The following is a 20,521-nucleotide window of genomic DNA, read 5'->3' on the forward strand; positions in this document are numbered from 1 at the left end:
TTGGCAACGCACTCGGGCTTCCTCTCCCTCCTCCTCGCCGGCTCCGCGACGATCCTCGCGGGGGCGGCGATGTCGCTGCAGGGACGCGCCAACGGTCTGCTCGGGGCGGTGCTCGGAGGCGCCGTCTTCGCCGCGCTCATCTCCTTCGCCACGGGTCTCCTCGTCGTCGGCGCAGTCCTCGTCGCGAGCGCGTCGTCGCGGGCCGCGGCCCGTGAACTCGTCGTCTGGGTGCGCTCGGGCCGGCTGCCGTGGTGGATGCTCCTCGGCGGGCTCAACGGCGCGTTCGTCGTCGTCGCCCAGGCGGTGACGGTCCCGCTCATGGGCGTCGCGATGTTCACGATGGCCTTCGTCGCCGGTCAGGTCGCCGGCGGCATCATCGTCGACGGCACGGCGCTGCCGCCCGGCGGCCGTCAGCGGCTGACGGTGCTGCGCATCCTCGGGGTCCTCATCGTCCTCGGGGCCCTCGTCGTCGGCGCCGCCGAGCGGCTCGACCTCGGGGTGCCGTGGTGGGCACCGGTGCTGCCGTTCATCGCCGGCGGTCTCGTCAGTGTCCAGCAGGCCTTCAACGGCCGCGTCCGGGCGGCATCCGGATCGGCCGTCGTCGCGACGACGGCGAACTTCGCGACCGGGTTCGTCGCCCTCCTCGCGGCCACCGCCGTCGTCATGGCCGGCGGTGCGCGGTGGCAGGGGTTCCCCACGGCGCCGGAGGAGTGGTGGCTGCTGCTCGGCGGAGCCTTCGGGGTGATCTTCATCGGGATCACCGCGCTCACGGTCGGTCGCCTCGGCGTGCTCCTCCTCAGCCTCTTCTCGCTGTTCGGGAACCTCCTCGGCGCGCTCCTCCTCGACTACCTGCTGCCGCTGCCGGGATCACTGGTGAGCGTGACGACGGTGCTCAGCGCCGCGCTCGTCCTCGTCGGGATCGCGGTGACGATCACGCCCGCATCAGGAAGTCGCCGAGGACGCGGGTCCCGAACCTGAGCGCGTCGACGGGCACGCGCTCGTCGACGCCGTGGAACATCGCCGGGAAGTCGAGGTCCCCGGTGAGCCGGAGAGGTGCGAACCCGTAGCCGGCGATCCCGAGCTCCGACAGCGACTTGTTGTCGGTGCCGCCCGAGAGCGTGTACGGCAGCACCCTGGCGTCCGGGTCGGCGGCGAGCAGGCTCGCGTTCATCTGGGCCACCAGCGGGGTCTGATAGTCGGCTTCGAGGGCAGGGCCCTGTTCGCTGACCTCGATGTCGATGCCCGGTCCGGCGAGTTCCTTGATCGTGAGCATGACGTCCTCGTGCTGGCCGGGAAGCGTACGGCAGTCGACGTATCCGGTCGCCGTGCCGGGGATGACGTTGTGCTTGTAGCCGGCCTCGAGGAACGTCGGGTTCGACGTGTTCTGCAGGGTCGGGGCGACGAACTTCGCGACGGAGCCGAGCTCGGTGAGCAGTTCGCCGATCGTTTCCGAGGTGAAGGCGATCCCGGTGATCTCCGAGACCCCTTCGAGCAGCTGTCGTGTCGCCGGGGGGATGTCCTGCGGCCATTCGTGCTCGCCGATCCGGGTGATCGCCGCGGCGAGCCGGGTGACGGGGTTGTCGTCGTTGCGCTGGGAACCGTGGCCGGCGGAGCCGTGGGCGATGAGGTTGAGCCATGCCAGCCCCTTCTCCGCTGTCTGGATGAGGTAGACCCGCTGTCCGCGGATGTCGACGGAGTAGCCGCCGACCTCGGAGATCGCCTCGGTGGCGCCGGCGAAGAACTCGGGGTGGTTGCGCACGACGTAGCGGGCCCCGTATTCGCCTCCGGCCTCCTCGTCGGCGAAGAAGGCGACGATGAGGTCGCGGCGGGGCTGGAGGCCCTGGCGGACCATGTCGCGGATCGCCGCGATGATCATCGCGTCCATGTCCTTCATGTCCACGGCCCCGCGTCCCCACAGCAGACCGTCCTTGATGACACCGGCGAAGGGGTCGACGCTCCAGTCCTCGGCGGCGGCCGGGACGACGTCGGTGTGGCCGTGGACGACGAGGGCCGGAGCCGTCGCATCGACGCCGGCGATCCGGGTGACCAGCGACGCCCGGCCGGGAGCGGATTCGACGATCGTCGACGCCAGCCCCACCTCGGCGAACCAGCTCTCGATGAGCTCAGCGGCCGGGCGTTCCGGGTTCGCCTTGTTCATCCCCCAGTTCTGGGTGTCGATGCGGATGAGCTGCTGGCACAGGGATGTGACCTCGTCCTCGGCGGCACTGAAATCAAACATGGAGACTCCCCTTCGACACGACGGTGCTGAACAGGATCAACGTTAACGCACGGGCGCGACGGGGAATGAGCGAAGGCCCTCCCGGATTCCTCCGGAAGGGCCTTCCCTGTTGTGCGCGAAGGGGGACTTGAACCCCCACGTCCGATAATTTGGACACTAGCACCTCAAGCTAGCGCGTCTACCAATTCCGCCACCCGCGCTGGCAACAGGAATTACTCTACACGCGTTCGGCGGCGGCGCAAAATCGAATCGGCCGTTTGTGACCGACCTCACTGCACACCGTCTCTGACCTCAGGCGATGCCTGTAGGCCGGCTCAGGCGATGCCGCCCGACAGCCTCAGGCGCTGCCGCTCGGTGCGGCCACCTCGGTGACGCTCGAGAGCACGTGCGGCTTGCCCTTAGCCGGGTCGAAGACCGCGAAGTCCGCCGCCTCGTGCCGCGCTCCCCCGGTGAAGGCGAACCCGACGGTCGCGGGAAGCAGGATCGGCTTCGCGAAGGAGACGTCCCAGCGGTAGGACTCGAGCCTGGGGTCGGCCGCAGCCAGCGCCCGGGACGCGGTGTACATCCCGTGCGCGATGACCTTGGGGAACCCGAAGCCGCGCGCGGCGAGCCCGTTGAGGTGGATGGGGTTGTAGTCGCCGGAGACCTTCGCGTAGCGCTGCCCGATGATCGGGTCGAGCCGCCAGCGCGCGGTCGGCAGCGGCGCGACGAAGTCCTCACGCGCCGGCTGCGGCTGCTCCTGCGCACCGGCGAGTCGCTTGCCCTTCGCCAGGTACGTCGTCGTCTCCGTCAGCACCGTCTCACCGTCGACCTGGGCGGTGACCTCGACGTCGATCGTCGTCCCCGCCGGATGCGCGAAGGGGCCGGCCAGCGAGACGGAGAAGTCGACGACATCGCCGATGCGCACCGGGCGGATGACCTCGACCCGATTGCGGATGTGGACCATCCCGACGAGCGGCAGCGGCACGGCGGGATCGCTGAGGAGCTGCATGCTCAGCGGGAACGCGAGCACGTGGAGGTAGCCGGGATGGACGACGTCGCGCAGCGGAGCCTCGATGACCTTCGCGAACCCCGCATAGGCGGTGGCGTCGATGGCGATGCTGCGCGCGATGGTCCTGTCCGGCAGGTCCGTGCCGGGACGCGTGCCGAACGGCAGGGCCTTGAGCACGGCCTTCGCGTAGACGGGAAGCATGCTCATCACGCACCCACCATGTTCTGCCCGCACACCCGCAGGGTCTGGCCGTTGATGCCGCGCGCCGAGGCGGAGGCGAGGAACGCGATCGTCTCGGCGACGTCGACGGGCAGTCCGCCCTGCTGGAGGCTCGAGAGCCGGCGCGCGACCTGCCGGGTGAGCGGGGGCATCGCCGCGGTCATATCGGTTTCGATGAACCCGGGGGCAACGGCGTTGGCGCTGCCGCCGAGTGCCGCGAAGTCCCCCGCCGAGGCGGCCGTGAGTCCGATGACCCCGGCCTTCGACGTCGCATAGTTCGTCTGCCCGCGGTTGCCGGCGATGCCGGAGGTCGAGGCGAGCGACACGACCTGCGCGCCCTCGGCGAAGCGTCCGGTCTCGAAGAGGCGGGAGTTGATGCGCGCCTGCGAGGCGATGTTGACCGCGATCACTGAGTCCCAGCGGGAGGCGTCCATGTTCGCGAGCAGCTTGTCACGGGTGATCCCGGCGTTGTGGACGAGGATGTCGACGGTGCCGTCGGCGGCCTCGGCGATCGCGTCGGCGGCCCCGTCGGCGGTGATGTCGAGCTGGAGGGACTTGCCCCCGACCTCGTTCATCACCTGCGCCAGCGCCTGCCCGGCCTGGGGCATGTCGACGCCGATGAGGTGGGCGCCGTCGCGGGCGAGCACGCGAGCCACCTCGGCGCCGATGCCCCGGGCGGCCCCGGTGACGACGGCGGTGCGCCCGGCGAGCGGACCGGTCTGACCGGTGGCGAGGAACTCGGCATCGGTCACGCTCTCGCCGGCACCCGAGGTCACGGTGATGAACTGGCCGTCGACATACGCCGATTTGCCCGACAGGAGGAACCACAGCGCCGACGCCACCGACGGCGCGTCGATGCCGACGCCGCGCCCGAGGAGGATCCCGTTGGCTGTCGCGCCGCGCCGCATTTCATGGGCCAACGACCGGGTGAGACCGGTGATGCCCTGGGTGGCGGCGGCCACCTGCGGCTCCTGAGCGGTCGGGTCGGGTGCTGCCGAGATCGTCACGACGCGACCGCATTTGGCCAGCGACCGCACCGCTCCGCCGAGGCCGAGCACGGTCTCGGAGAGCTCGGAGGGCGAGGTCACGTCGTCGAGGACGGCGATGATCGCCCGCAGCGACTCATCGGGGGCCGCGTGCCGCCTGACCTCGAATCCGTTGTCGAGGAGGAGGTCGGCGATCGTCTGGGCCCCGCTGCCGGAGCCTGTGACGAGGACGGGCCGGCGCAGATAGGACTCGGGGGTCGAGCCGAAGCGCTGGAGTTCGACGGGCTGCGGGAGACCGAGGGTCTTCGCGATCTTCCCGAGCGGTCCGCCCATGAGTTCGAGGTACTTGTCCTTCATGCTGCCTCCACGATCGCCGTGAGTCCCTGTCCGCCTGCTGCGCAGATCGAGACGAGGGAACGCTTCTTGCCGGTCTCCTTGAGGTACTTCGCGGTCGTCGCGATGATGCGTCCGCCGGTCGCGGCGAACGGATGTCCCGCCGCGAGCGAGGAGCCGAGCGGGTTGAGCTTCGACCGGTCGAGGGTTCCGAAGGCCCCGTCGAGACCGAGCTTCTCGCGTCCGAACTCCTCGGACTCCCAGGCGGCCAGATGCGCGAGCACTGTCGAGGCGAAGGCCTCATGGATCTCGAAGACGTCGAAGTCGTCGAAGGTCAGACCGTTGCGGGCGAGCAGCCGGGGCACGGCGTAGGCGGGAGCCATGAGCAGGCCCTCGGCTCCGTCGACGAAGTCCACAGCGGCCGCCTCGGCGTCGATGAGCCGGGCCAGCGGGGTGAAGCCGTGCTCGGCCGCCCACTCCTCGCTGCCGAGCAGGACCGATGCGGCCCCGTCGGTGAGCGGGGTCGAGTTGCCCGCGGTCATCGTCGCCGCGGTCGGCAGGCGCTTGCCGAAGACCGGGGAGAGCTTCGCGAGCGATTCGAGTGTCGAGTCGGGGCGGAGGTTCGTGTCGCGGCTGACTCCGAGGTACGGGGTCACGAGGTCGTCGAAGAAGCCCTCGTCCCACGCCCTGGCCAGTCCCTGGTGGGAGGCGAGGGCGAGTTCGTCCTGGGCCTCCCGGCTGATCTGCCATTCGGCGGTCGTGATCGCCTGGTGCTCACCCATGCTCAGGCCGGTCCGCGGCTCCCCCGTCGACGGCGCCTGCGGAGCGAGGTAGGCGGGGCGGATCTGCGCGGCGATGCGCACGCGCTGCGTCAGCGTCTTCGCCCGGGAGAGCTCGAGGAGGATCTCCCGCAGCGAGTCGTTGACGACGATCGGCGCGTCCGAGGCCGAGTCGACGCCCGCGGCGATGCCCGATTCGATCTGCCCGGCGTTGATCTTGTTCGTCAGGCTGACGACGGTCTCGAGGCCCGTGGCGCAGGCCTGGCCGATGTCGTAGGCCGGTGTCGTCGGGGACAACGCCGAGCCGAGCACGGCCTCGCGGGTGAGGTTGAAGTCCTTCGAATGCTTGAGGACGGCACCGCCGGCGACCTCGCCGATCGTCTCCCCGGCCAGCCCGAAGCGGGCGACGAGGCCGTCGATCGTGCTCGTGAGCATGTCGAGATTGCTCGCCTTCGCGTACTGCTTGTTCGACCGCGCGAAGGGAATGCGGTTGCCGCCGAGGATGACGGCGCGTGAGGTGGGTGCGGGCATGAGCGCCTCCGTGTCTGTCGAGGAATTAGCTGTTACCGACAGTACCTGATACCGTCTGTATCATGAAATCGCTCACAGACGGCCGCTCGACGCGGTGGCAGGAGCATCGCGACAGTCGCCGCCGCGAGCTGCTGCGGACGGTCCGCCATGTCGTCGACGAACACGGTGACGATCTGTCGATGGAGCAGATCTCCGAGCACTCCGGGACGACGAAGGCCGTGCTCTACCGCTACTTCACCGACCGCGCCGGGCTCCAGGAGGCGATGGGCGGCTGGGCGATGCAGGTGATCGCGAACTCGCTCGACGAAGCGAGCGCCTCCCGCGTCCCGATCGCAGACTCCGCCGGTCCGACCCCTGACCGCCGCGAGACCCTCGAGGCGATGATCCGCGCGTTCGTCAGCCTCGCCGCCGAGTCGCCGAGCATCTACCGCTTCTGCGACCAGGCCGTGGGGCGATTCGATCCCGGTGAGGAGGGCGGCTTCTTCCGCGAGGTCGCCGACCTCCTCGCCGAGCGCCTCGACCTCGATGTCACCGACGGACGGTTCGCCGGTGACGACGGGAAGCTGTGGGCCGCCGGCGCCATCGGCTTCGTCCGCGCCGCGACAGAGACGTGGCTCTCGGCCCCCGGCTCCCCCGAGGCGTTCGCCGCCTCGGTGAGCACGTGGCTGTGGGCGTCCCTGCCGCCCGAGGCCAGGGGCGCCCCGCCGACAGCCTGAGACACCCTTACGATTCGACCACGCACCGCCATCGCACAGACCAGGAGCACACGCATGACCGACTTCGCGCTCGACCTCGACCCCACCGCCATCCAGACCGTCCTCGACGGACGCTGGGCAGAGGCCCGCCGCCAGGGACGCAGCCTCGCCCTCGACGAGTCCACCCACCTCGATCCCGCTGACGACCTCGAGACCACCCGCGCGAACACGCTTGCCGCGGTCGGACTCATGGCCGGCACGAAGCTGCCGATGGCCGCGCTGCCGGAGACGCTCGGGGGCACGAACGAACACGCTAAGACCGTCGCCGGCTTCGAGGAGACCGTGACCGCCTCGCCGAGCCTGCAGATCAAGGCCGGAGTGCAGTTCGGACTCTTCGGCGGGGCGATCCTCCACCTCGGCAACCCCACCCAGCACGCCGACTGGCTCGTGCCCGCCCAGCAGGGAGAGCTGCTCGGATCGTTCGCGATGACCGAGATCGGCCACGGCTCCGATGTTGCCGCGATCGGCACGACCGCGACCTACGATGCCGCGACCGAGGAGTTCGTCATCGACACCCCGTTCCGGGCCGCGACGAAGGAGTACATCGGCAACGCCGCCCGAGACGCGCGGGCCGCCGTCGTCTTCGCCCAGCTCATCACCGCCGGGGTCAACCACGGCGTGCACGCGTTCTTCGTGCCCATCCGCACCGCCGACAGCCAGCCGCAGCCGGGCGTGAGCATCGAGGACGACGGTTACAAGGGCGGGCTGCGGGGAGTCGACAACGGTCGCTTCGCTTTCGACGCCGTGCGCATCCCGCGCACGAACCTCCTCGACCGCTACGGCGCGGTGACCGCCGACGGCGAGTACTCCTCCCCCATCGACTCGCCCGGACGCCGGTTCTTCACGATGCTCGGCACCCTCGTCCAGGGTCGCGTCTCCCTCGACGGGTCCGCGGTCGTGGCGAGCAAGCTCGCCCTCGACATCGCCGTGCGCTACGGGCTCGAGCGCAAGCAGTTCACCACCGTCGACGACTACACCGAGACGACGCTGCTCGACTACCAGCAGCACCAGCGCCGGCTCATGCCCGGCCTCGCCGCGGTCTACGCCTCGAGCCTCGCCCATGAGAAGCTGCTCACCTCGTTCGAGGAGGTGTTCTCCGGCGTCGACGACAGCGAGGAGAACCGCGCCCTGCTCGAGACCCGGGCCGCGGCGTTCAAGGCCGACTCGACATGGATGGCCCTCGACGTCATCCAGGAGTGCCGCGAAGCCTGCGGCGGTGCCGGCTTCATGGCGGAGAACCGCCTCGTGGGCCTGCGGGCCGACCTCGACGTCTACGTGACGTTCGAAGGCGACAACACGGTCCTCCTCCAGCTCGTCGCCAAGCGCATCCTCGGGGACTACGCCAAGGAGTTCGCACACATCGACGTCGGCGGGGCCGCCCGCTTCATCGGCACCCAGGCCGCCGAGCACACGCTCTACCGCAGCGGCCTGGCCAATGCCGGGCGCGCGATCTCCGACGTCTTCACCCCCAATCTCAGCGAGAGGCGGATCCGTTCGGGTCGCCTCCAGCGCACCCTGCTCGAGACCCGTCTCGAGGTCATGGTCTCCGGGCTCGCCGCAGCGCTGCGTCCGGCGGCGAAGATGCCGGCGGCGCAGGCGGCCGAGCTCTTCAACTCCCAGCAGCACGAACTCGTCGAGATGGCCCGCGCCTACGTCGAACTCGAGAAGTGGAAGGCCATCGACGAGGCGATGCGGGAGCAGAAGGATCCCGCCCAGGCGAAGATCTTCCGCCGTCTGCGCGACACCTACGGGCTCAGCCTCATCGAGAAGCACATCGGCTGGCACCTCATGTACGGCCGTCTGCCGATGTCGCGGGCACGGCAGGTCGGTGAGACGCTCAACCGCCTCTGCGCGAAGCTCGCGGCCAACGCCCTCGATCTGGTCGACGCCTTCGGCTACGGGGATGATCACCGGCGGGCGACGATCGCCACCGGCGTCGAAGCCGAGCGGCAGGCCGAGGCCGCCGCCCACTACCGGCGAGCCCGCGCCCAGCGCGACTACCCGGTGCCGGAGAAGCAGCTGAAGAAGGCCGCGAAGTCCCGCACCGCCTGATCAGCCGGGTGCCTCACGCGGTGAGGAAGTCCCGCAGCGCCGCGGACACGGCGGCGGCCTCGGTGAGGAAGCCGTCGTGTCCGACCGGGGAGTCGATGACCCGGTAGTCGACCCGCCCCGGCAGATGCTCCGCGAGCTGTTCGACCTGGGCCGGCGGATAGAGCCGGTCCGAGGACACGGAGACGACGAGGCTGTCGGTGCACGCCTGCGCGAGTGCCGTGCGCAGGTCGGCCGAGCGTCCCGTGCGCACATCGTGATCGCGCAGCGCCTTCGACAGGAGGACGTAGCTGTGCGGGTCGAAGCGCGCGGCGAGCTTCTTCGCCTGATGGTCGAGGTACGAGGTGACCTCGTAGTACCCGGCTGAGCGCAGCCGCCGGGAGAAGCGCTCATTGAGGTCGGCGTCGTTGCGGTAGGTCAGGTGCGCGATCTGCCGGGCGAGTCCGAGGCCGGCGGCGGGGAACCTGCCGATCGCCGCATAGTCGCCGCCGCAGTAGTCGGGGTCGAGTTCGATGGCCCGCTCCTGCGTCATCGCCCACGCGATCTGGTCGGCCTCGGAGAACGCGGGGGCGGCGATGATCGCGCACTTCGCGGTCTTGCGCGCATCGAGGAGACCGAATTCGAGGGCCCGCGCCCCGCCCATCGATCCGCCGATGACGGCATGCCAGGTCTCGATGCCGAGGATCTGCGTGAGATTGTGCTCGAGGCGCGCCATGTCCCTGATCGTCACCACAGGAAAGCGCGACCCGTAGGGCAGACCGTCGCCGAAGGCCGACTGCGGACCGGTCGTGCCGCTGCACCCGCCGAGCGCGTTCGCACAGACGACGAAGTACTCGTTCGTGTCGACGGCCCTCCCCGGTCCGACGACCCCCGACCACCAGTCGGTGGCCCGGGTGTCGCCGGTGAGCGCGTGCTCGACGAGGATCGCGTTCGACCGATCGGCGTTGAGGGTGCCGAAGGTCTCGTAGGCGATCTCGACGGTCCCGAACGTGTGTCCGGAATCCGTGGTGAAGCCGAGGATCGACTCCACGGACGTGCTCTGGGTGGTCATCTCAGGCGGCGGTCTCGGCCGTCGCCGCTGCGGCGGCGAAGCCCGCATCGAGGTCGGCGAGGATGTCGTCGATGCCCTCGAGGCCCACCGAGAGGCGCACGAGGGCGGGGTTGACCCCGGAGGCGGCCTGCGCCGCGTCGTCGAGCTGCGAATGCGTCGTCGAGGCCGGGTGGATGACGAGCGAGCGGACATCGCCGATGTTCGCGACGAGGGAGTGGAGCTCGAGGGCGTCGACGAACGCGACAGCGGCATCGTAGCCGCCGGCGATGTCGAAGGCGAGGACCGATCCGACGCCCTGCGGCAGGTACGTCTTCGCCCGGTCGTGCCACGGGCTGGATTCGAGGCCGGCGTAGGCGACGCGCGTGACCTGGTCGTGGCCTTCGAGGTAGGCGGCGACCCGCTCGGCGTTCGCGACGTGGCGTTCGATGCGCAGGCTCAGCGTCTCGAGACCCTGGGCGATGAGGAAGGCGTTGAACGGGCTGACGGCGGGACCGAGGTCGCGCAGCAGCTGGACGCGGAGTTTGAGGCCGTAGGACACGTTCGCCCCGAACGCGGAGTCCGCGCCGAGGTCACGGGCGTAGACGAGACCGTTGTACGACTCGTCGGGGGTGTTGAAGCCGGGGAAGCGCTCGGGGTGGGCACCGTAGTCGAAGGTGCCGCCGTCGACGACGACGCCGGCGATCGCGGTGCCGTGGCCGCCGAGGTACTTCGTCGCGGAGTGGATGACGACGTCGGCGCCGTGTTCGATCGGGCGCACGAGGTAGGGGGTGGCAAGGGTGTTGTCGACGACGAGCGGCACCCCGGCGGCGTGGGCGATGTCGGCGACCGCGGTGATGTCGAGGACGTCGGAGCGGGGGTTGGAGACCACCTCGGCGAAGAAGAGCTTCGTGTTGTCTTCGACGGCGTCGCGCCAGGCGTCGAGGTCGTCGACGTCGACGAAGGTCGTGGAGATGCCGAGCTTGCGCAGGGTGACGTCGAGGAGGTTGTACGTGCCGCCGTAGAGGCTCGAGCTGGCGACGATGTGGTCACCGGCTTCGGCGATGTTCGCGATCGCGAGGAACTCGGCGGACTGGCCGGAGGCGGTGAGCACGGCGTGGACGCCGCCTTCGAGGTCGGCGATCCGGTTCTCGACGACCTCGGTCGTCGGGTTGGTGATGCGGGTGTAGATCGGGCCGAGTTCGGCGAGGGCGAACCGGTTCTTCGCCTGGTCGTTGTCGGCGAAGACGTACGAGGTCGTCTGGTGGATCGGCAGCGCACGGGAGCCCGTCGCGGGGTCGGGGACCTGTCCGGCATGGATCTGGCGGGTTTCGAATGACTGGGCCATGGCATCTCCTCTGAGTGAGCGGGTGCCTCCACTCTCACCCGTGACCGCCCCTGCTCTGCGCGTTCTCGTCATGGAGCTGTCACCGACCGTCATCTGCCGTCATGTGGCCGACCTCACCGAGGCGGCCCCGTCACCGGAAGTTGCGGGCCTTTGTCGGCAGCTGGACCTCGAGCGGGACGAGCTTGTGCGCATAGAGGCTCACGACGTCCCCGCCGCGCTGGATGAGCCCGGTGACGACGAGGGCGTTGCGGGAGGTCGCGACCGACCGGAACCGCTTCATCAGCCCGGCGGTGGCGACGACATTGAGCATCCCGAACTCGTCCTCGAGGTTGATGAAGGTGATCCCCGAGGCGGTCGCCGGGCGCTGCCGGTGGGTGACGAGGGCGGCGACGGTCATCCGCTTGCCGTCGGGAGCGGCGGCGGCATCGGCGGTCGAGGCGTACCCGCGTTCGCGCAGCGACTGCCGGAGGATCTCCGTGGGGTAGCCGTCGACGGTGATCCCGGTGGAGAAGAGCTCGGCCAGGGTCGTCTCGAAGGCGTCCATCGTCGGCAGGGCCGGGGCGTGGGAGACGGCGCCCGTGCCCGGCAGCACGCCCGGATGGGATCCGGCGACTCCCCCGGCCAGCCACAGCGCCTGCCGCCGGTCGAGGTCGAAGCCGGACAGGGCCCCGGCGGTGGCGAGTCCTTCGAGGGCCTGCTTCCCGATGCCGGTGCGTTCGGCGAGGTCGGCCACCGAGGCGAACGGCGCATGTTCGCGTTCGGCGACGATCACCTCGGCGAAGGAGCCGACGTGGGAGACCGAGTCGAGACCGAGCCGGATCCCCAGCTCCCCGGTCTCCGTGGCCTCGAGGTCGGTGCCGGCCGAGGAGCGGCGGAGGTCGACGGGCAGGATCGGCACCGCGTGCCGGCGGGCGTCGGCGATGAGCGACTGCGGGGAGTAGAAGCCCATCGGCTGGGCACGCAGCAGGCCCGCGGTGAACGCTGCATGGTGATGGTATTTGAACCATGCGGACTGGTAGACGAGGTTGGCGAAGCTGATCGCATGCGATTCGGGGAACCCGTAGTTCGCGAACGCCGCGATCGTGTCGAAGATCTTCTCCGCGGTCTCCGCGTCGACGCCGCGCTCCTGTGCCCCGGTGCGGAACTTCTCCGCGAGCTCGGCCATCCTCCGCTGCGAGCGGCGCGAGCCCATCGCCTGCCGCAGCCGGTCGGCGTCGGCCCCGGAGAAGCCGCCGACGTCGATGGCCATCTGCATGAGCTGCTCCTGGAACAGCGGGACCCCGCACGTCTTGGCCAGGGACTTCTCGAGCAGCGGGTGGAGGTATTCGACCGGGTCGAGTCCCTGCCGTCGCCGGATGTAGGGGTGGACCGACCCGCCCTGGATGGGGCCGGGGCGGATGAGCGCGACCTGGACGGCGAGGTCGTAGAACTCGCGCGGTCGCAGCCGGGGCAGGGTTGCGAGCTGGGCGCGGGACTCGACCTGGAAGACGCCGACGGCGTCGGCCCGGCAGAGCATCTCGTACACCCGCGGGTCCTCATCGTCGATGAGGGCGCGGTCGATGCGCTCCCCGGTGTGCCGGTCGACGAGGTCGACCATTTCGTGGAGGGCGGTGAGCATCCCGAGGCCGAGGAGGTCGAATTTGACGAGGTCCATCGCCGCACAGTCGTCCTTGTCCCATTGGACGACGGTGCGATGGTCCATCGTCGCGTGTTCGATGGGCACGACCTCGCCGATGGGGCGATCGGCGAGGATCATCCCGCCGGAGTGGATGCCGAGGTGGCGGGGTGAGCCGAGCAGGTCACCGGCGACGTCGATGACCTGGGCCGGCACCGGGGAGTCCGCGGCCTCGGGCAGGGTCGACCAGCGGTTGCTCGCCTTCGAGAACGCGTCCTGCTGCCCCGGGGCGAAGCCGAGGCTGAAGGCGGCGTCGCGGATCGCCGACTTCGCGCGGTAGGTGATGACGTTGGCGACCTGGGCCGCCCGCTCCCGCCCGAAGTGGTCGTAGACGTACTGGATGACCTCCTCCCGCCGGCCCGATTCGATGTCGATGTCGATGTCGGGGTAGCCCTTGCGGTCCGGGGAGAGGAAGCGGTCGAAGAGGAGGTTGTGCTTGACCGCGTCGACGGCGGTGATGTCGAGGACATAGCAGACCGCGGAGTTCGCCGCCGATCCCCGGCCCTGGCAGAAGATCGCCTCCCGATGGCAGAAGCTCGTGATGTCGTGGACGATGAGGAAGTACCCGCAGAACCCGAGCCGGGCGATCATGTCCATCTCCCGGTCGAGCTGCTCCCAGGCGCGCGGATGCTCCGCCCGCGTCCCGTAGCGGGCGAGACCGCAGTCGGTGACGAGCTCCCGCAGGTACTCCTCGGCCTCACGGTCATCGGGCATCGGCGCCTTGGGCAGTTCGGGGCGGGCCGAGCTCAGGGTGAACGCGCACTCCTCGCCGATCCGCACGGCCCCGTCGAGGGCAGCCGTGGGGAACTGCGCCGCCATCTCCTCTCCTGTGTGGATCCGGCCCGCCGCCGTCGCCGGCAGCCACCCGGCGAGGTCGTCGAGGGAGCGCCGCGACCGCACGGAGGCCCGCACCTGCGCCGAGCGCCAGTGCGCCCGCGTGGCGAAGTGGACGTTGCTGCTGGCCGCGGTCGGCAGTCCCGTCCGGGCGGCCAGGTCGGCCAGGTGACGCAGCCGCTCGTCGTCGTCCGGGGTGCCGTCGCGGCTGAGTTCGACCGCGACGCGGTCGGGGCCGAAGAGCGCGCTCAGCCGCCGCAGGGCGCCCAGCCCGCCGTCGGGGTCGCCCAGCGCCTGACGCAGGGGGCCCTTGCGGCAGCCGGTGAGGATCATCCAGTCCGCACTGGCCGCGGCGAGCTCCTCGAGGTCGAAGACGGGGCGGTTCTTCTCCCCGGCGAGGTTCGCCTGCGTGATCGCCGCCGAGAGGCTGCGGTAGCCTGCGACCCCGCGGGCGAGGACGAGCAGGTGCGTGGCCTCGGGGTCGGTCTGGCCGGGGATCTTCTCTCTCAGCCCGAGGGAGAGCTCGGCACCGAAGACGGTGGGCAGTCCCGCCTCGGCGGCGGCATGGGCGAAGCGGACGGCTCCGTAGAGTCCGTTGTGGTCGGTCAGGGCCATCGCGGACAGGCCCGCGGCGGCACCGGCGGTGACGAGGTCCTCGGGGTCGGAGGCGCCGTCGAGGAAGCTGAACTGGGAGTGGACGTGCAGCTCCGCCCATGGTCGGGTCGCCGAGGGCAGGAGGATCGGGCCGCCGACGCCGTTCGAGCTGTCTCCGAGGGCGCCCGGGTAGCGGGCGAGGCCGTCGGGGCCGCGCGGACCGACGGAGACCGGGTAGCGGTCCGGGCGGGAGAAGGCCGGGGCGTCGGAGCCGTCGGCGTGCTTGTCGACCGGGGTGCGGTTCGAACCGGAGGGATTCGGCGCGCCGTCTGCCTGCGTGCCGCCGGTCGGTGTGCCGCCTGCCCGAGTGCCGCCGGTCTGTTTGCCTTCGAGACGTCGGGCGAGCTCCGACCACGGGGTGCGCGGGTTCGAGAAGCCCATCAGCGGTACCGTCCCGTGAGATACCACTGGCCGGATTCGCGGCTCAGCAGCAGCGCCTGACCGGACTCCGTGACGACCTGCAGCCGCGTCCGGTACGTCGACCGGGACGGATCCCACCACCCGGATTCGATCGGCCACGATCCGGAGAAGTCGACGATCGCCTCGGTGGTCCCGGTCGGGAAGCGGATCGTCTGCGGGGCGGCGCCGAGGCCTGCGGGACGCGCCTCGACGGGGAGGCCTCCGGCGGCGAGCACATCGACGGCGACCCGGTCGACGGTCGTCGGCCGCGGGGTGCCCAGCGACCCCGGCCAGGGGGCCTGCGGGTCCCGGGCCGGGGCGGCGGTCTGCTGCCACGGGGTCCAGAGGTTCGTCTCGGCCGGATCCCAGCCGCCCTGCAGCCGGGGCACGAGGACCGCGTCGGGGCCGAAGAGGCCCTGCAGGCGTTCGAGGGTGTGGGTGATCTGCCCCGTGTTCTCGTCGAAGAGGCTCTTCGTCGCGCCCACCGGTGTCGTCAGCTCCGCGGCGATGAGGCCGAGCGCGGTGATCCCCTCCTCGGAGAAGTCCTCGGGATCGGGACCGGGGTCATCGCCGCTGTCGGTCGGGCCGCCGCCGATGTTTCGGCCACCGCCGACGGTCCTGCCTCCGCCGACGCTCCGGCCTCCGGTACCGGGACGGCCGAGGCCGGCCAGCCAGCCTTCGGCCTGCCACCGCAGCCGGTCGGCGATGGCGTTCTCGGTCATGTCCTCGATGCGCCATGTGCGCCGCGAGGAGCGGTCGCCGGCGGCGCGGAGGTCGATGGTGATCTGCGTGCACACGAGGCCTCTCGCACGCACCCGGGTCAGCAGGTCCGCGGCGAGCTGCCGGGCGAGGAAGCCGAGGGTGTCGCTGCGGGTGGTGGGGACGTCGAGGACGCTCTCGACCTGGAGGTCCTCCGTGCGGAGGTGATCGCGCAGGGGCCTGTCGGGACGGCCCGAGGCGAGGTCGTGGGCGCGCCGGCCGGCAGTGCCGAACCGGGACATCACATCGGTCGCGTCGAGGGCGGCCAGGGCGCCCAGACTCCGCAGCCCGAGGTGGACGAAGACGTCGATGAGGTCGGTCCAGCTCTCCCCGGTGACCTCGAGGGCGGTGATCGGCTGGGCGCTGAGGAACGCCACGGTCTCCCCCGGCGGGACACGGGTGGCCCTGCCGGCGGCGATCCGGGCGGCGAAGACGGTGTCGGCGATGCCGGGGAAGAACTCCCAACCGGTCGTCGCGACGAGCGCGGAGATCAGGGCCTCGACGGCGGCGGCTTCGTCGGCATAGCCGTGCCGCAGGGCGTCGAGGGGAACGGCGAGGGTCCCCGGAGCGAGCAGGGTGAACCGGGCGACGAGGTCTTCGAGCGCCTCCACCCCGGCCGAGAAGTGCCGGTTGTCGACGTCTTCGTCCCACACGAGGATCTGCGCCTCGGGACAGCGGAAGCCCGCGGCGCGCTTGTTGCTGCCCACGGCGATGCCGGCGGCCCGGGCCGGAGCATTGGCGGCGATGACCTTGCCGGCGTGGAGGACGGCGACCGGGGTGCCGGGACTGAGGTCATGCTCGATGCCAGCGGCCACCGCCGGCCAGTCGGGGACGGTGAGGACGAGGGTCCGCGTATCAGCTGACACTGCGGATCACCGGTCTCTGCTCGGGGCCGCGCCCGACGTCTGGTTCGGCATCCGCCCCAGGCGTCGGCACGGCATCCTGCCCGGCGGAGGCCGGCGCAGGCGTGCCCTCGGGTCCCGGGAGGAGGAAGCGGTGGACTCCGGTCTGCGAACGGGCTTCGACGAGGCACGAGCGCAGTCGGCCGTGCCCGTGATCGGTGCCCGACCAGTGGACGTCGGTGATCTCGATCTGCTCCGTGCTCCCCTGCAGCGGTGCGAGGCTGATGAAGCTCATCTTCCTCTCGCGCACCTTGGCCAGCAGGCGGGCGCGCTCGCCCGCGCTCGGCTGGTAGGCGGGATCGACGAGGAGGATGTCGAAGGATTCGATGAGGATCGAGGCCACCCGCAGCCAGTCCTGCGGCGGGGTGACGAGATTGACGAAATGGTCGAGGTCGACGCCGAGGTCGGCGATCGAGGACACCGCCGGTTCGCCGAGGCCGATGCCGGCGCACCACTTCTGCTCCCGGGTGGACTCGGCGATCGTCGCGAGAGCGCAGCTGAGCGACTGTCCGCCGGTCAGGGACACGATCTCCCCGCGCGGCAGACCGCCGCGACGGAAGATCGGCGCGAGCACAGGATGCACGGGCCGAGACGGATGGCCGTCGAACAGGGACGTTGCCGTGGAGATCCCCATCTCCCGGCTGAGCTGTTCGACGAGTGGTGCAGCGGACATGACATCTATTATCGAACTAGTGTTCGAAATAGGCAACATTCAGGCGGCAGCTGCGTTCGCTCGGGCGTGTCGCATCTTCGGCAGATACGGAATATACGGGTCCATACGGACCCGAGCACTGAGCACCAGGATCCGGGCGACTGCCCGCCCCCCGCCTCACTCGGGCAGTGCCGGGGCTTCCTTCGTCGTGAACGACACCGTGATCCACGCGTGCGGGTCGTCGCCGCCGAGGCGCGCCTCGGCCTCATCGCGGATGCGATCCCAGTCCTCGAGCGGGCGGGGAGGCAGACCGCGGGGAACATAGAAGACGATCTCGATCGTCCGCGCACGCCCCTGAGCCGTCGCATACACCCGGAAGTCGTCGAAGCCCTCGGCCGCGCAGATGTCTCGGGCGACCGCCTCGGCGTCCTTCCGCAGCGCGGGCGGGGTGACGAGGGAGACCTGGGCCAGGGCGCGGCGCGCCGTCGACAGCGGCACGGGGATGAGGACGGCGGCGACGACGGTGAGGACGGCCGGGTCGACGTAGGGCATGAGCCAGGCGGCGTCGGTGCCGTCGATGAGCATGCCGATGATGAACGCGATGAGCAGGGCGCCGGTGACGCCGCCGGCCATGATCCAGCCCTTGACGTCCATCGCGACGAACTCGGAGCCGATCCGCCGGTTCGCCCGGTGTTCGAGGGTGCCCATGACGGCGGTGATGAGGACGACGACCGCGGCATAGACGACGGCGGGGCCGAAGTCGACCGGGCGCCCGCCGCTGAGCAGCGCCGAGACCGCTTGGAACAGGGCGTAGGCGGCCACGCCCATCATGAGCACCGAATTGATGAGGAGGACGATCGGCTCGAAGTGCCAGAATCCCATCGTGAACGCGTTCTGCGTGCGCAGCGACAGTCGGTTCGTCACCGACCGAGAGATGAGACCGGCCACGGTGAGCGAGACGATCGACATCACCGCGTCCATGAGGGAGAAGACGCCGTCGAAGAGGATCGCGAACGACCCGGAGACGAGCCCGAAGCCGATCCCGAGCACGGACACGAGGAGGATCGCGACCAGGGAGACCTTGAGTGCCTGCTGTTCGGTGCGCATGTGACGGTGGGTCCCTTCACCTCGGCGGATGTCCGATCTCCATCCTAACGAGCGCCGAGGCGGTCGTCCGTCCGCACCGGACCGCCCCGCCCCTCCGGCCCGCACCCGCCCGCTGCGTCACCGCGGAGGACGGGTCCGTCAGGGCGCACTGTCCCCACGGGGACGTTTCGTTTGCGCCCGGCACGGTCTAGGCTCAGGGCATGAACGCCTCCGACTACGTGACCGCGACCCGCACGTCCTATGACGCGATCGCCAAGACCTACACGGACTGGGTCTCCGCCGAGCTCACCGCCAAGCCCCACGATCGCGCCGTTCTCGGCGCCTTCGCCGAACTCGTCCTTGCCACCGGGCACCCCGAGACCCTCGACCTCGGCAGCGGACCGGGCCGGATCACGGCGTTCCTCACCGGGCTCGGCCTCGACGCGACCGGACTCGACCTCTCCCCGGAGATGATCGCCGCCGCCCGCAGCCTCTACTCCGATCTCGAGTTCACGACCGGATCGATGACGTGCCTGCCGTATCCGGCCAGCAGCTTCTCCGGCCTCGTCGCGTGGTACTCGATCATCCACATCCCCGATGACGACCTCGATCAGGTCTTCGCCGAGGCGGCGCGGGTGCTCCGTGCCGGCGGGTACTTCCAGCTCGCCTTCCAGCTCGGCGACTCCGTCGACCACTTCTCCGACCTCGCCGGGTTCGACGTCGACCTCGACTTCCACCGCCGCAGCCTCGACGACGTCCTCGAGCGCCTCCGGCCCCACGGCTTCTCCCCTGTCACCCAGCTCGAACGCGAACCTGACGCCGCCGGCCGCTTCCCCGAGTCGACCAGGCAGGGATATCTCCTCGTGCGCCGGGACTCCGCTGACCGCCTCGGCGAGGATCATTACTGACCGGGGTGAGATGATGGCTGTCATATGAGCATCGACATCGTCTTCCACACCCCCGAGATCCCCGGCAACACCGGCAACGCAATCCGCCTGGCCGCCGTCACCGGGGCTCACCTCCACCTCGTCGAACCGCTCGGCTTCGATCTCACGGACGCGAAGCTGCGGCGGGCGGGCCTCGACTACCACGATCTCGCCCATGTCACGGTCCATCCCGATCTCGACCACCTGTGGGAGGTCCTCGGCGACCGGCGGGTCATCGCGTTCACGACGCACACGTCCGACTCCTTCGCCGAGGTCGCCTACGAGGACGGCGACGTCCTCCTCTTCGGTCAGGAGTCGACGGGGCTGCCCGATGCCGTCGTCGACGATGACCACGTCAACCTGCGGGTGCGGATCCCGATGCTGCCGGGCCGGCGCTCCCTCAACCTCGCGAACTCCGCCTCGATCGCCGTCTACGAGGCATGGCGTCAGCGCGGATACGCGGGCGCGTAGACTTCTCGTCGACAGTTTTTCCCGAAAGGACCACCATGACCGCCAAGTTGCTCACCATCGCCGGCTCCGACGTCTCCGGCGGGGCCGGACTCGAAGCCGACCTGAAGATGTTCGAGGAGTACGGTGCCTTCGGCACTGCCGTCGTCACCTGCATCGTCACCTTCGACCCGGAGGACTCGTTCAACCACGCGATCGACTTCATCGAGCCTGAGGTCGTCAATCGCCAGCTCGCCTCGGCACTCGCGATCCACCGCTTCGACGCGATCAAGTCGGGCATGCTCGGCTCCGTCGACTCCGCCCTCGTCCTCGCCGAGGACCTCAAGGACAATCAGCTGCCGTACGTCTTCGACCCCGTCCTCGTGTGCAAGGGCTCCGGGTCGATGGTCGACCTCCGGGATCTCTTCGTCGAGAACCTCGTGCCCCTGGCCACCGTCATCACCCCGAACCTCGAGGAGGCGGCCGTGCTCGCCGGCATCGACCCCATCGACTCCGTCGAGGGCATGATCGAGGCCGCGCAGATCATCCACGGGCAGGGAGCTCAGAACGTCGTCGTCAAGGGCGGAGCGCGCCTGGCCGGTGAGGACGCCATCGACATCCTCTTCGACGGGCAGACCGTGACGACCCTGCGCTCGCGCAAGGTCAACGACAAGCTCGTCAACGGCGCCGGCTGTTCGTTCGCCTCGTCGATCGCCGCCGGGATCGCCACGGGCCTGTCGATCCCCGATGCCGTCGTCAAGGCCAAGGAGACCGTCGCCCACGGGATCGCGGCGAGCCTGGACAACGCGACCGGCGTGTCCTCGCTCCTCCACCCGGCCGCCCGCACGACGCCGTCGGCCGAGGTCGCCGTCACCGTCTCCTGACCCTCACCGCGCCCGGGGCGTCCCTGCGGGGACGCCCCGGGATGCG

The 20,521-nt window shown here is 70.2% G+C and carries 16 protein-coding genes and 1 tRNA gene; 6 read left to right on the top strand and 11 right to left on the bottom strand.

Annotated elements, in window-relative coordinates:
* Window positions 1-978: a DMT family transporter gene (locus ABD154_RS05195; protein WP_232623602.1), complete on the top strand. Its 978-nt coding sequence runs from the start codon at window positions 1-3 to the stop codon at window positions 976-978.
* On the opposite strand, the gene ABD154_RS05200 is transcribed toward ABD154_RS05195, so the two are convergent.
* From ABD154_RS05200 to ABD154_RS05220, 5 genes are all read right to left on the bottom strand, one after another.
* Window positions 932-2,239 (bottom strand): M20/M25/M40 family metallo-hydrolase, encoded by a 1,308-nt coding sequence (locus ABD154_RS05200; protein ID WP_211979219.1) that lies wholly within the window; start codon window positions 2,237-2,239, stop codon window positions 932-934. The two genes, ABD154_RS05195 and ABD154_RS05200, sit on opposite strands and share 47 nt — an antisense overlap.
* A gap of 112 nt (window positions 2,240-2,351) precedes the next feature.
* Window positions 2,352-2,439 (bottom strand) — tRNA-Leu (locus ABD154_RS05205).
* A 137-nt stretch (window positions 2,440-2,576) separates the two neighbouring features.
* Window positions 2,577-3,437 (bottom strand): MaoC/PaaZ C-terminal domain-containing protein, encoded by an 861-nt coding sequence (locus tag ABD154_RS05210; protein ID WP_211979218.1) that lies wholly within the window; start codon window positions 3,435-3,437, stop codon window positions 2,577-2,579.
* On the bottom strand, window positions 3,437-4,792 hold the full coding sequence (locus ABD154_RS05215; RefSeq protein ID WP_211979217.1) for a 3-oxoacyl-ACP reductase: 1,356 nt from the start codon (window positions 4,790-4,792) through the stop codon (window positions 3,437-3,439). The genes ABD154_RS05210 and ABD154_RS05215 overlap by 1 nt, the downstream gene beginning before the upstream one ends.
* Window positions 4,789-6,078: an acetyl-CoA C-acetyltransferase gene (locus ABD154_RS05220; RefSeq protein ID WP_211979216.1), complete on the bottom strand. Its 1,290-nt coding sequence runs from the start codon at window positions 6,076-6,078 to the stop codon at window positions 4,789-4,791. The genes ABD154_RS05215 and ABD154_RS05220 overlap by 4 nt, the downstream gene beginning before the upstream one ends.
* Before the next feature lie 62 nt (window positions 6,079-6,140).
* Here ABD154_RS05220 and ABD154_RS05225 point away from each other — a divergent pair, with 62 nt between their 5' ends.
* Together ABD154_RS05225 and ABD154_RS05230 are read left to right on the top strand one after the other, a co-directional pair.
* Window positions 6,141-6,794 carry a TetR/AcrR family transcriptional regulator gene (locus ABD154_RS05225; RefSeq protein WP_211979215.1) on the top strand — a complete coding sequence of 218 codons (654 nt, stop codon included), beginning with the start codon at window positions 6,141-6,143 and terminating at the stop codon, window positions 6,792-6,794.
* Between the two features lie 54 nt (window positions 6,795-6,848).
* Window positions 6,849-8,885, top strand: a complete 2,037-nt coding sequence (locus ABD154_RS05230; RefSeq protein ID WP_211979214.1) for an acyl-CoA dehydrogenase family protein — start codon at window positions 6,849-6,851, stop codon at window positions 8,883-8,885.
* 13 nt (window positions 8,886-8,898) lie between these two features.
* Here ABD154_RS05230 and metX read toward each other — a convergent pair whose 3' ends face one another.
* From metX to ABD154_RS05260, 6 genes are all read right to left on the bottom strand, one after another.
* Window positions 8,899-9,933 (bottom strand): homoserine O-acetyltransferase MetX, encoded by a 1,035-nt coding sequence (gene metX, locus ABD154_RS05235; protein ID WP_211979213.1) that lies wholly within the window; start codon window positions 9,931-9,933, stop codon window positions 8,899-8,901.
* Window position 9,934: 1 nt separating this feature from the next.
* Window positions 9,935-11,257 carry a bifunctional o-acetylhomoserine/o-acetylserine sulfhydrylase gene (locus ABD154_RS05240; RefSeq protein ID WP_198498802.1) on the bottom strand — a complete coding sequence of 441 codons (1,323 nt, stop codon included), beginning with the start codon at window positions 11,255-11,257 and terminating at the stop codon, window positions 9,935-9,937.
* 130 nt (window positions 11,258-11,387) lie between these two features.
* Window positions 11,388-14,801: an error-prone DNA polymerase gene (locus tag ABD154_RS05245; RefSeq protein WP_211979212.1), complete on the bottom strand. Its 3,414-nt coding sequence runs from the start codon at window positions 14,799-14,801 to the stop codon at window positions 11,388-11,390.
* Window positions 14,801-16,444 (bottom strand): DNA polymerase Y family protein, encoded by a 1,644-nt coding sequence (locus tag ABD154_RS05250; RefSeq protein WP_211979211.1) that lies wholly within the window; start codon window positions 16,442-16,444, stop codon window positions 14,801-14,803. Before ABD154_RS05250 ends, ABD154_RS05245 begins: the two co-directional genes overlap by 1 nt.
* Window positions 16,434-17,153 carry a P-loop NTPase family protein gene (locus ABD154_RS05255; RefSeq protein WP_249121064.1) on the bottom strand — a complete coding sequence of 240 codons (720 nt, stop codon included), beginning with the start codon at window positions 17,151-17,153 and terminating at the stop codon, window positions 16,434-16,436. Before ABD154_RS05255 ends, ABD154_RS05250 begins: the two co-directional genes overlap by 11 nt.
* A 156-nt stretch (window positions 17,154-17,309) precedes the next feature.
* Window positions 17,310-18,239: a cation diffusion facilitator family transporter gene (locus tag ABD154_RS05260; RefSeq protein ID WP_211979210.1), complete on the bottom strand. Its 930-nt coding sequence runs from the start codon at window positions 18,237-18,239 to the stop codon at window positions 17,310-17,312.
* 200 nt (window positions 18,240-18,439) lie between these two features.
* On the opposite strand from ABD154_RS05260, the gene ABD154_RS05265 reads away from it, so the two are divergent.
* From ABD154_RS05265 to ABD154_RS05275, 3 genes are read left to right on the top strand one after another with little or no spacing between them, the layout of a single operon-like run.
* The gene (locus ABD154_RS05265) at window positions 18,440-19,126 is read left to right on the top strand and encodes a class I SAM-dependent methyltransferase (protein ID WP_211979209.1); all 687 of its coding nucleotides are present in this window, start codon (window positions 18,440-18,442) and stop codon (window positions 19,124-19,126) included.
* Window positions 19,127-19,150: 24 nt separating this feature from the next.
* Window positions 19,151-19,615 (top strand): tRNA (cytidine(34)-2'-O)-methyltransferase, encoded by a 465-nt coding sequence (locus ABD154_RS05270; RefSeq protein ID WP_211979208.1) that lies wholly within the window; start codon window positions 19,151-19,153, stop codon window positions 19,613-19,615.
* A gap of 35 nt (window positions 19,616-19,650) precedes the next feature.
* Window positions 19,651-20,475 carry a PfkB family carbohydrate kinase gene (locus tag ABD154_RS05275; protein ID WP_198498808.1) on the top strand — a complete coding sequence of 275 codons (825 nt, stop codon included), beginning with the start codon at window positions 19,651-19,653 and terminating at the stop codon, window positions 20,473-20,475.
* The last annotated feature ends 46 nt before the right edge of the window (window positions 20,476-20,521 follow it).

It is taken from the genome of Brevibacterium sanguinis (genome assembly GCF_039528855.1).
GTDB classification, from domain to species: domain Bacteria; phylum Actinomycetota; class Actinomycetes; order Actinomycetales; family Brevibacteriaceae; genus Brevibacterium; species Brevibacterium sanguinis.

Coding starts and splice junctions, on each gene's coding strand:
- ABD154_RS05230 (WP_211979214.1), top strand. CDS start 6,849: ATGACCGACTTCGCGCTCGACCTCGACCCCACCGCCATCCAGACCGTC.
- metX (WP_211979213.1), bottom strand. CDS start 9,933: ATGACCACCCAGAGCACGTCCGTGGAGTCGATCCTCGGCTTCACCACG.
- ABD154_RS05245 (WP_211979212.1), bottom strand. CDS start 14,801: ATGGGCTTCTCGAACCCGCGCACCCCGTGGTCGGAGCTCGCCCGACGT.
- ABD154_RS05220 (WP_211979216.1), bottom strand. CDS start 6,078: ATGCCCGCACCCACCTCACGCGCCGTCATCCTCGGCGGCAACCGCATT.
- ABD154_RS05200 (WP_211979219.1), bottom strand. CDS start 2,239: ATGTTTGATTTCAGTGCCGCCGAGGACGAGGTCACATCCCTGTGCCAG.
- ABD154_RS05265 (WP_211979209.1), top strand. CDS start 18,440: ATGAACGCCTCCGACTACGTGACCGCGACCCGCACGTCCTATGACGCG.
- ABD154_RS05215 (WP_211979217.1), bottom strand. CDS start 4,792: ATGAAGGACAAGTACCTCGAACTCATGGGCGGACCGCTCGGGAAGATC.
- ABD154_RS05260 (WP_211979210.1), bottom strand. CDS start 18,239: ATGCGCACCGAACAGCAGGCACTCAAGGTCTCCCTGGTCGCGATCCTC.
- ABD154_RS05225 (WP_211979215.1), top strand. CDS start 6,141: ATGAAATCGCTCACAGACGGCCGCTCGACGCGGTGGCAGGAGCATCGC.
- ABD154_RS05240 (WP_198498802.1), bottom strand. CDS start 11,257: ATGGCCCAGTCATTCGAAACCCGCCAGATCCATGCCGGACAGGTCCCC.
- ABD154_RS05210 (WP_211979218.1), bottom strand. CDS start 3,437: ATGAGCATGCTTCCCGTCTACGCGAAGGCCGTGCTCAAGGCCCTGCCG.
- ABD154_RS05275 (WP_198498808.1), top strand. CDS start 19,651: ATGACCGCCAAGTTGCTCACCATCGCCGGCTCCGACGTCTCCGGCGGG.
- ABD154_RS05270 (WP_211979208.1), top strand. CDS start 19,151: ATGAGCATCGACATCGTCTTCCACACCCCCGAGATCCCCGGCAACACC.
- ABD154_RS05255 (WP_249121064.1), bottom strand. CDS start 17,153: ATGTCCGCTGCACCACTCGTCGAACAGCTCAGCCGGGAGATGGGGATC.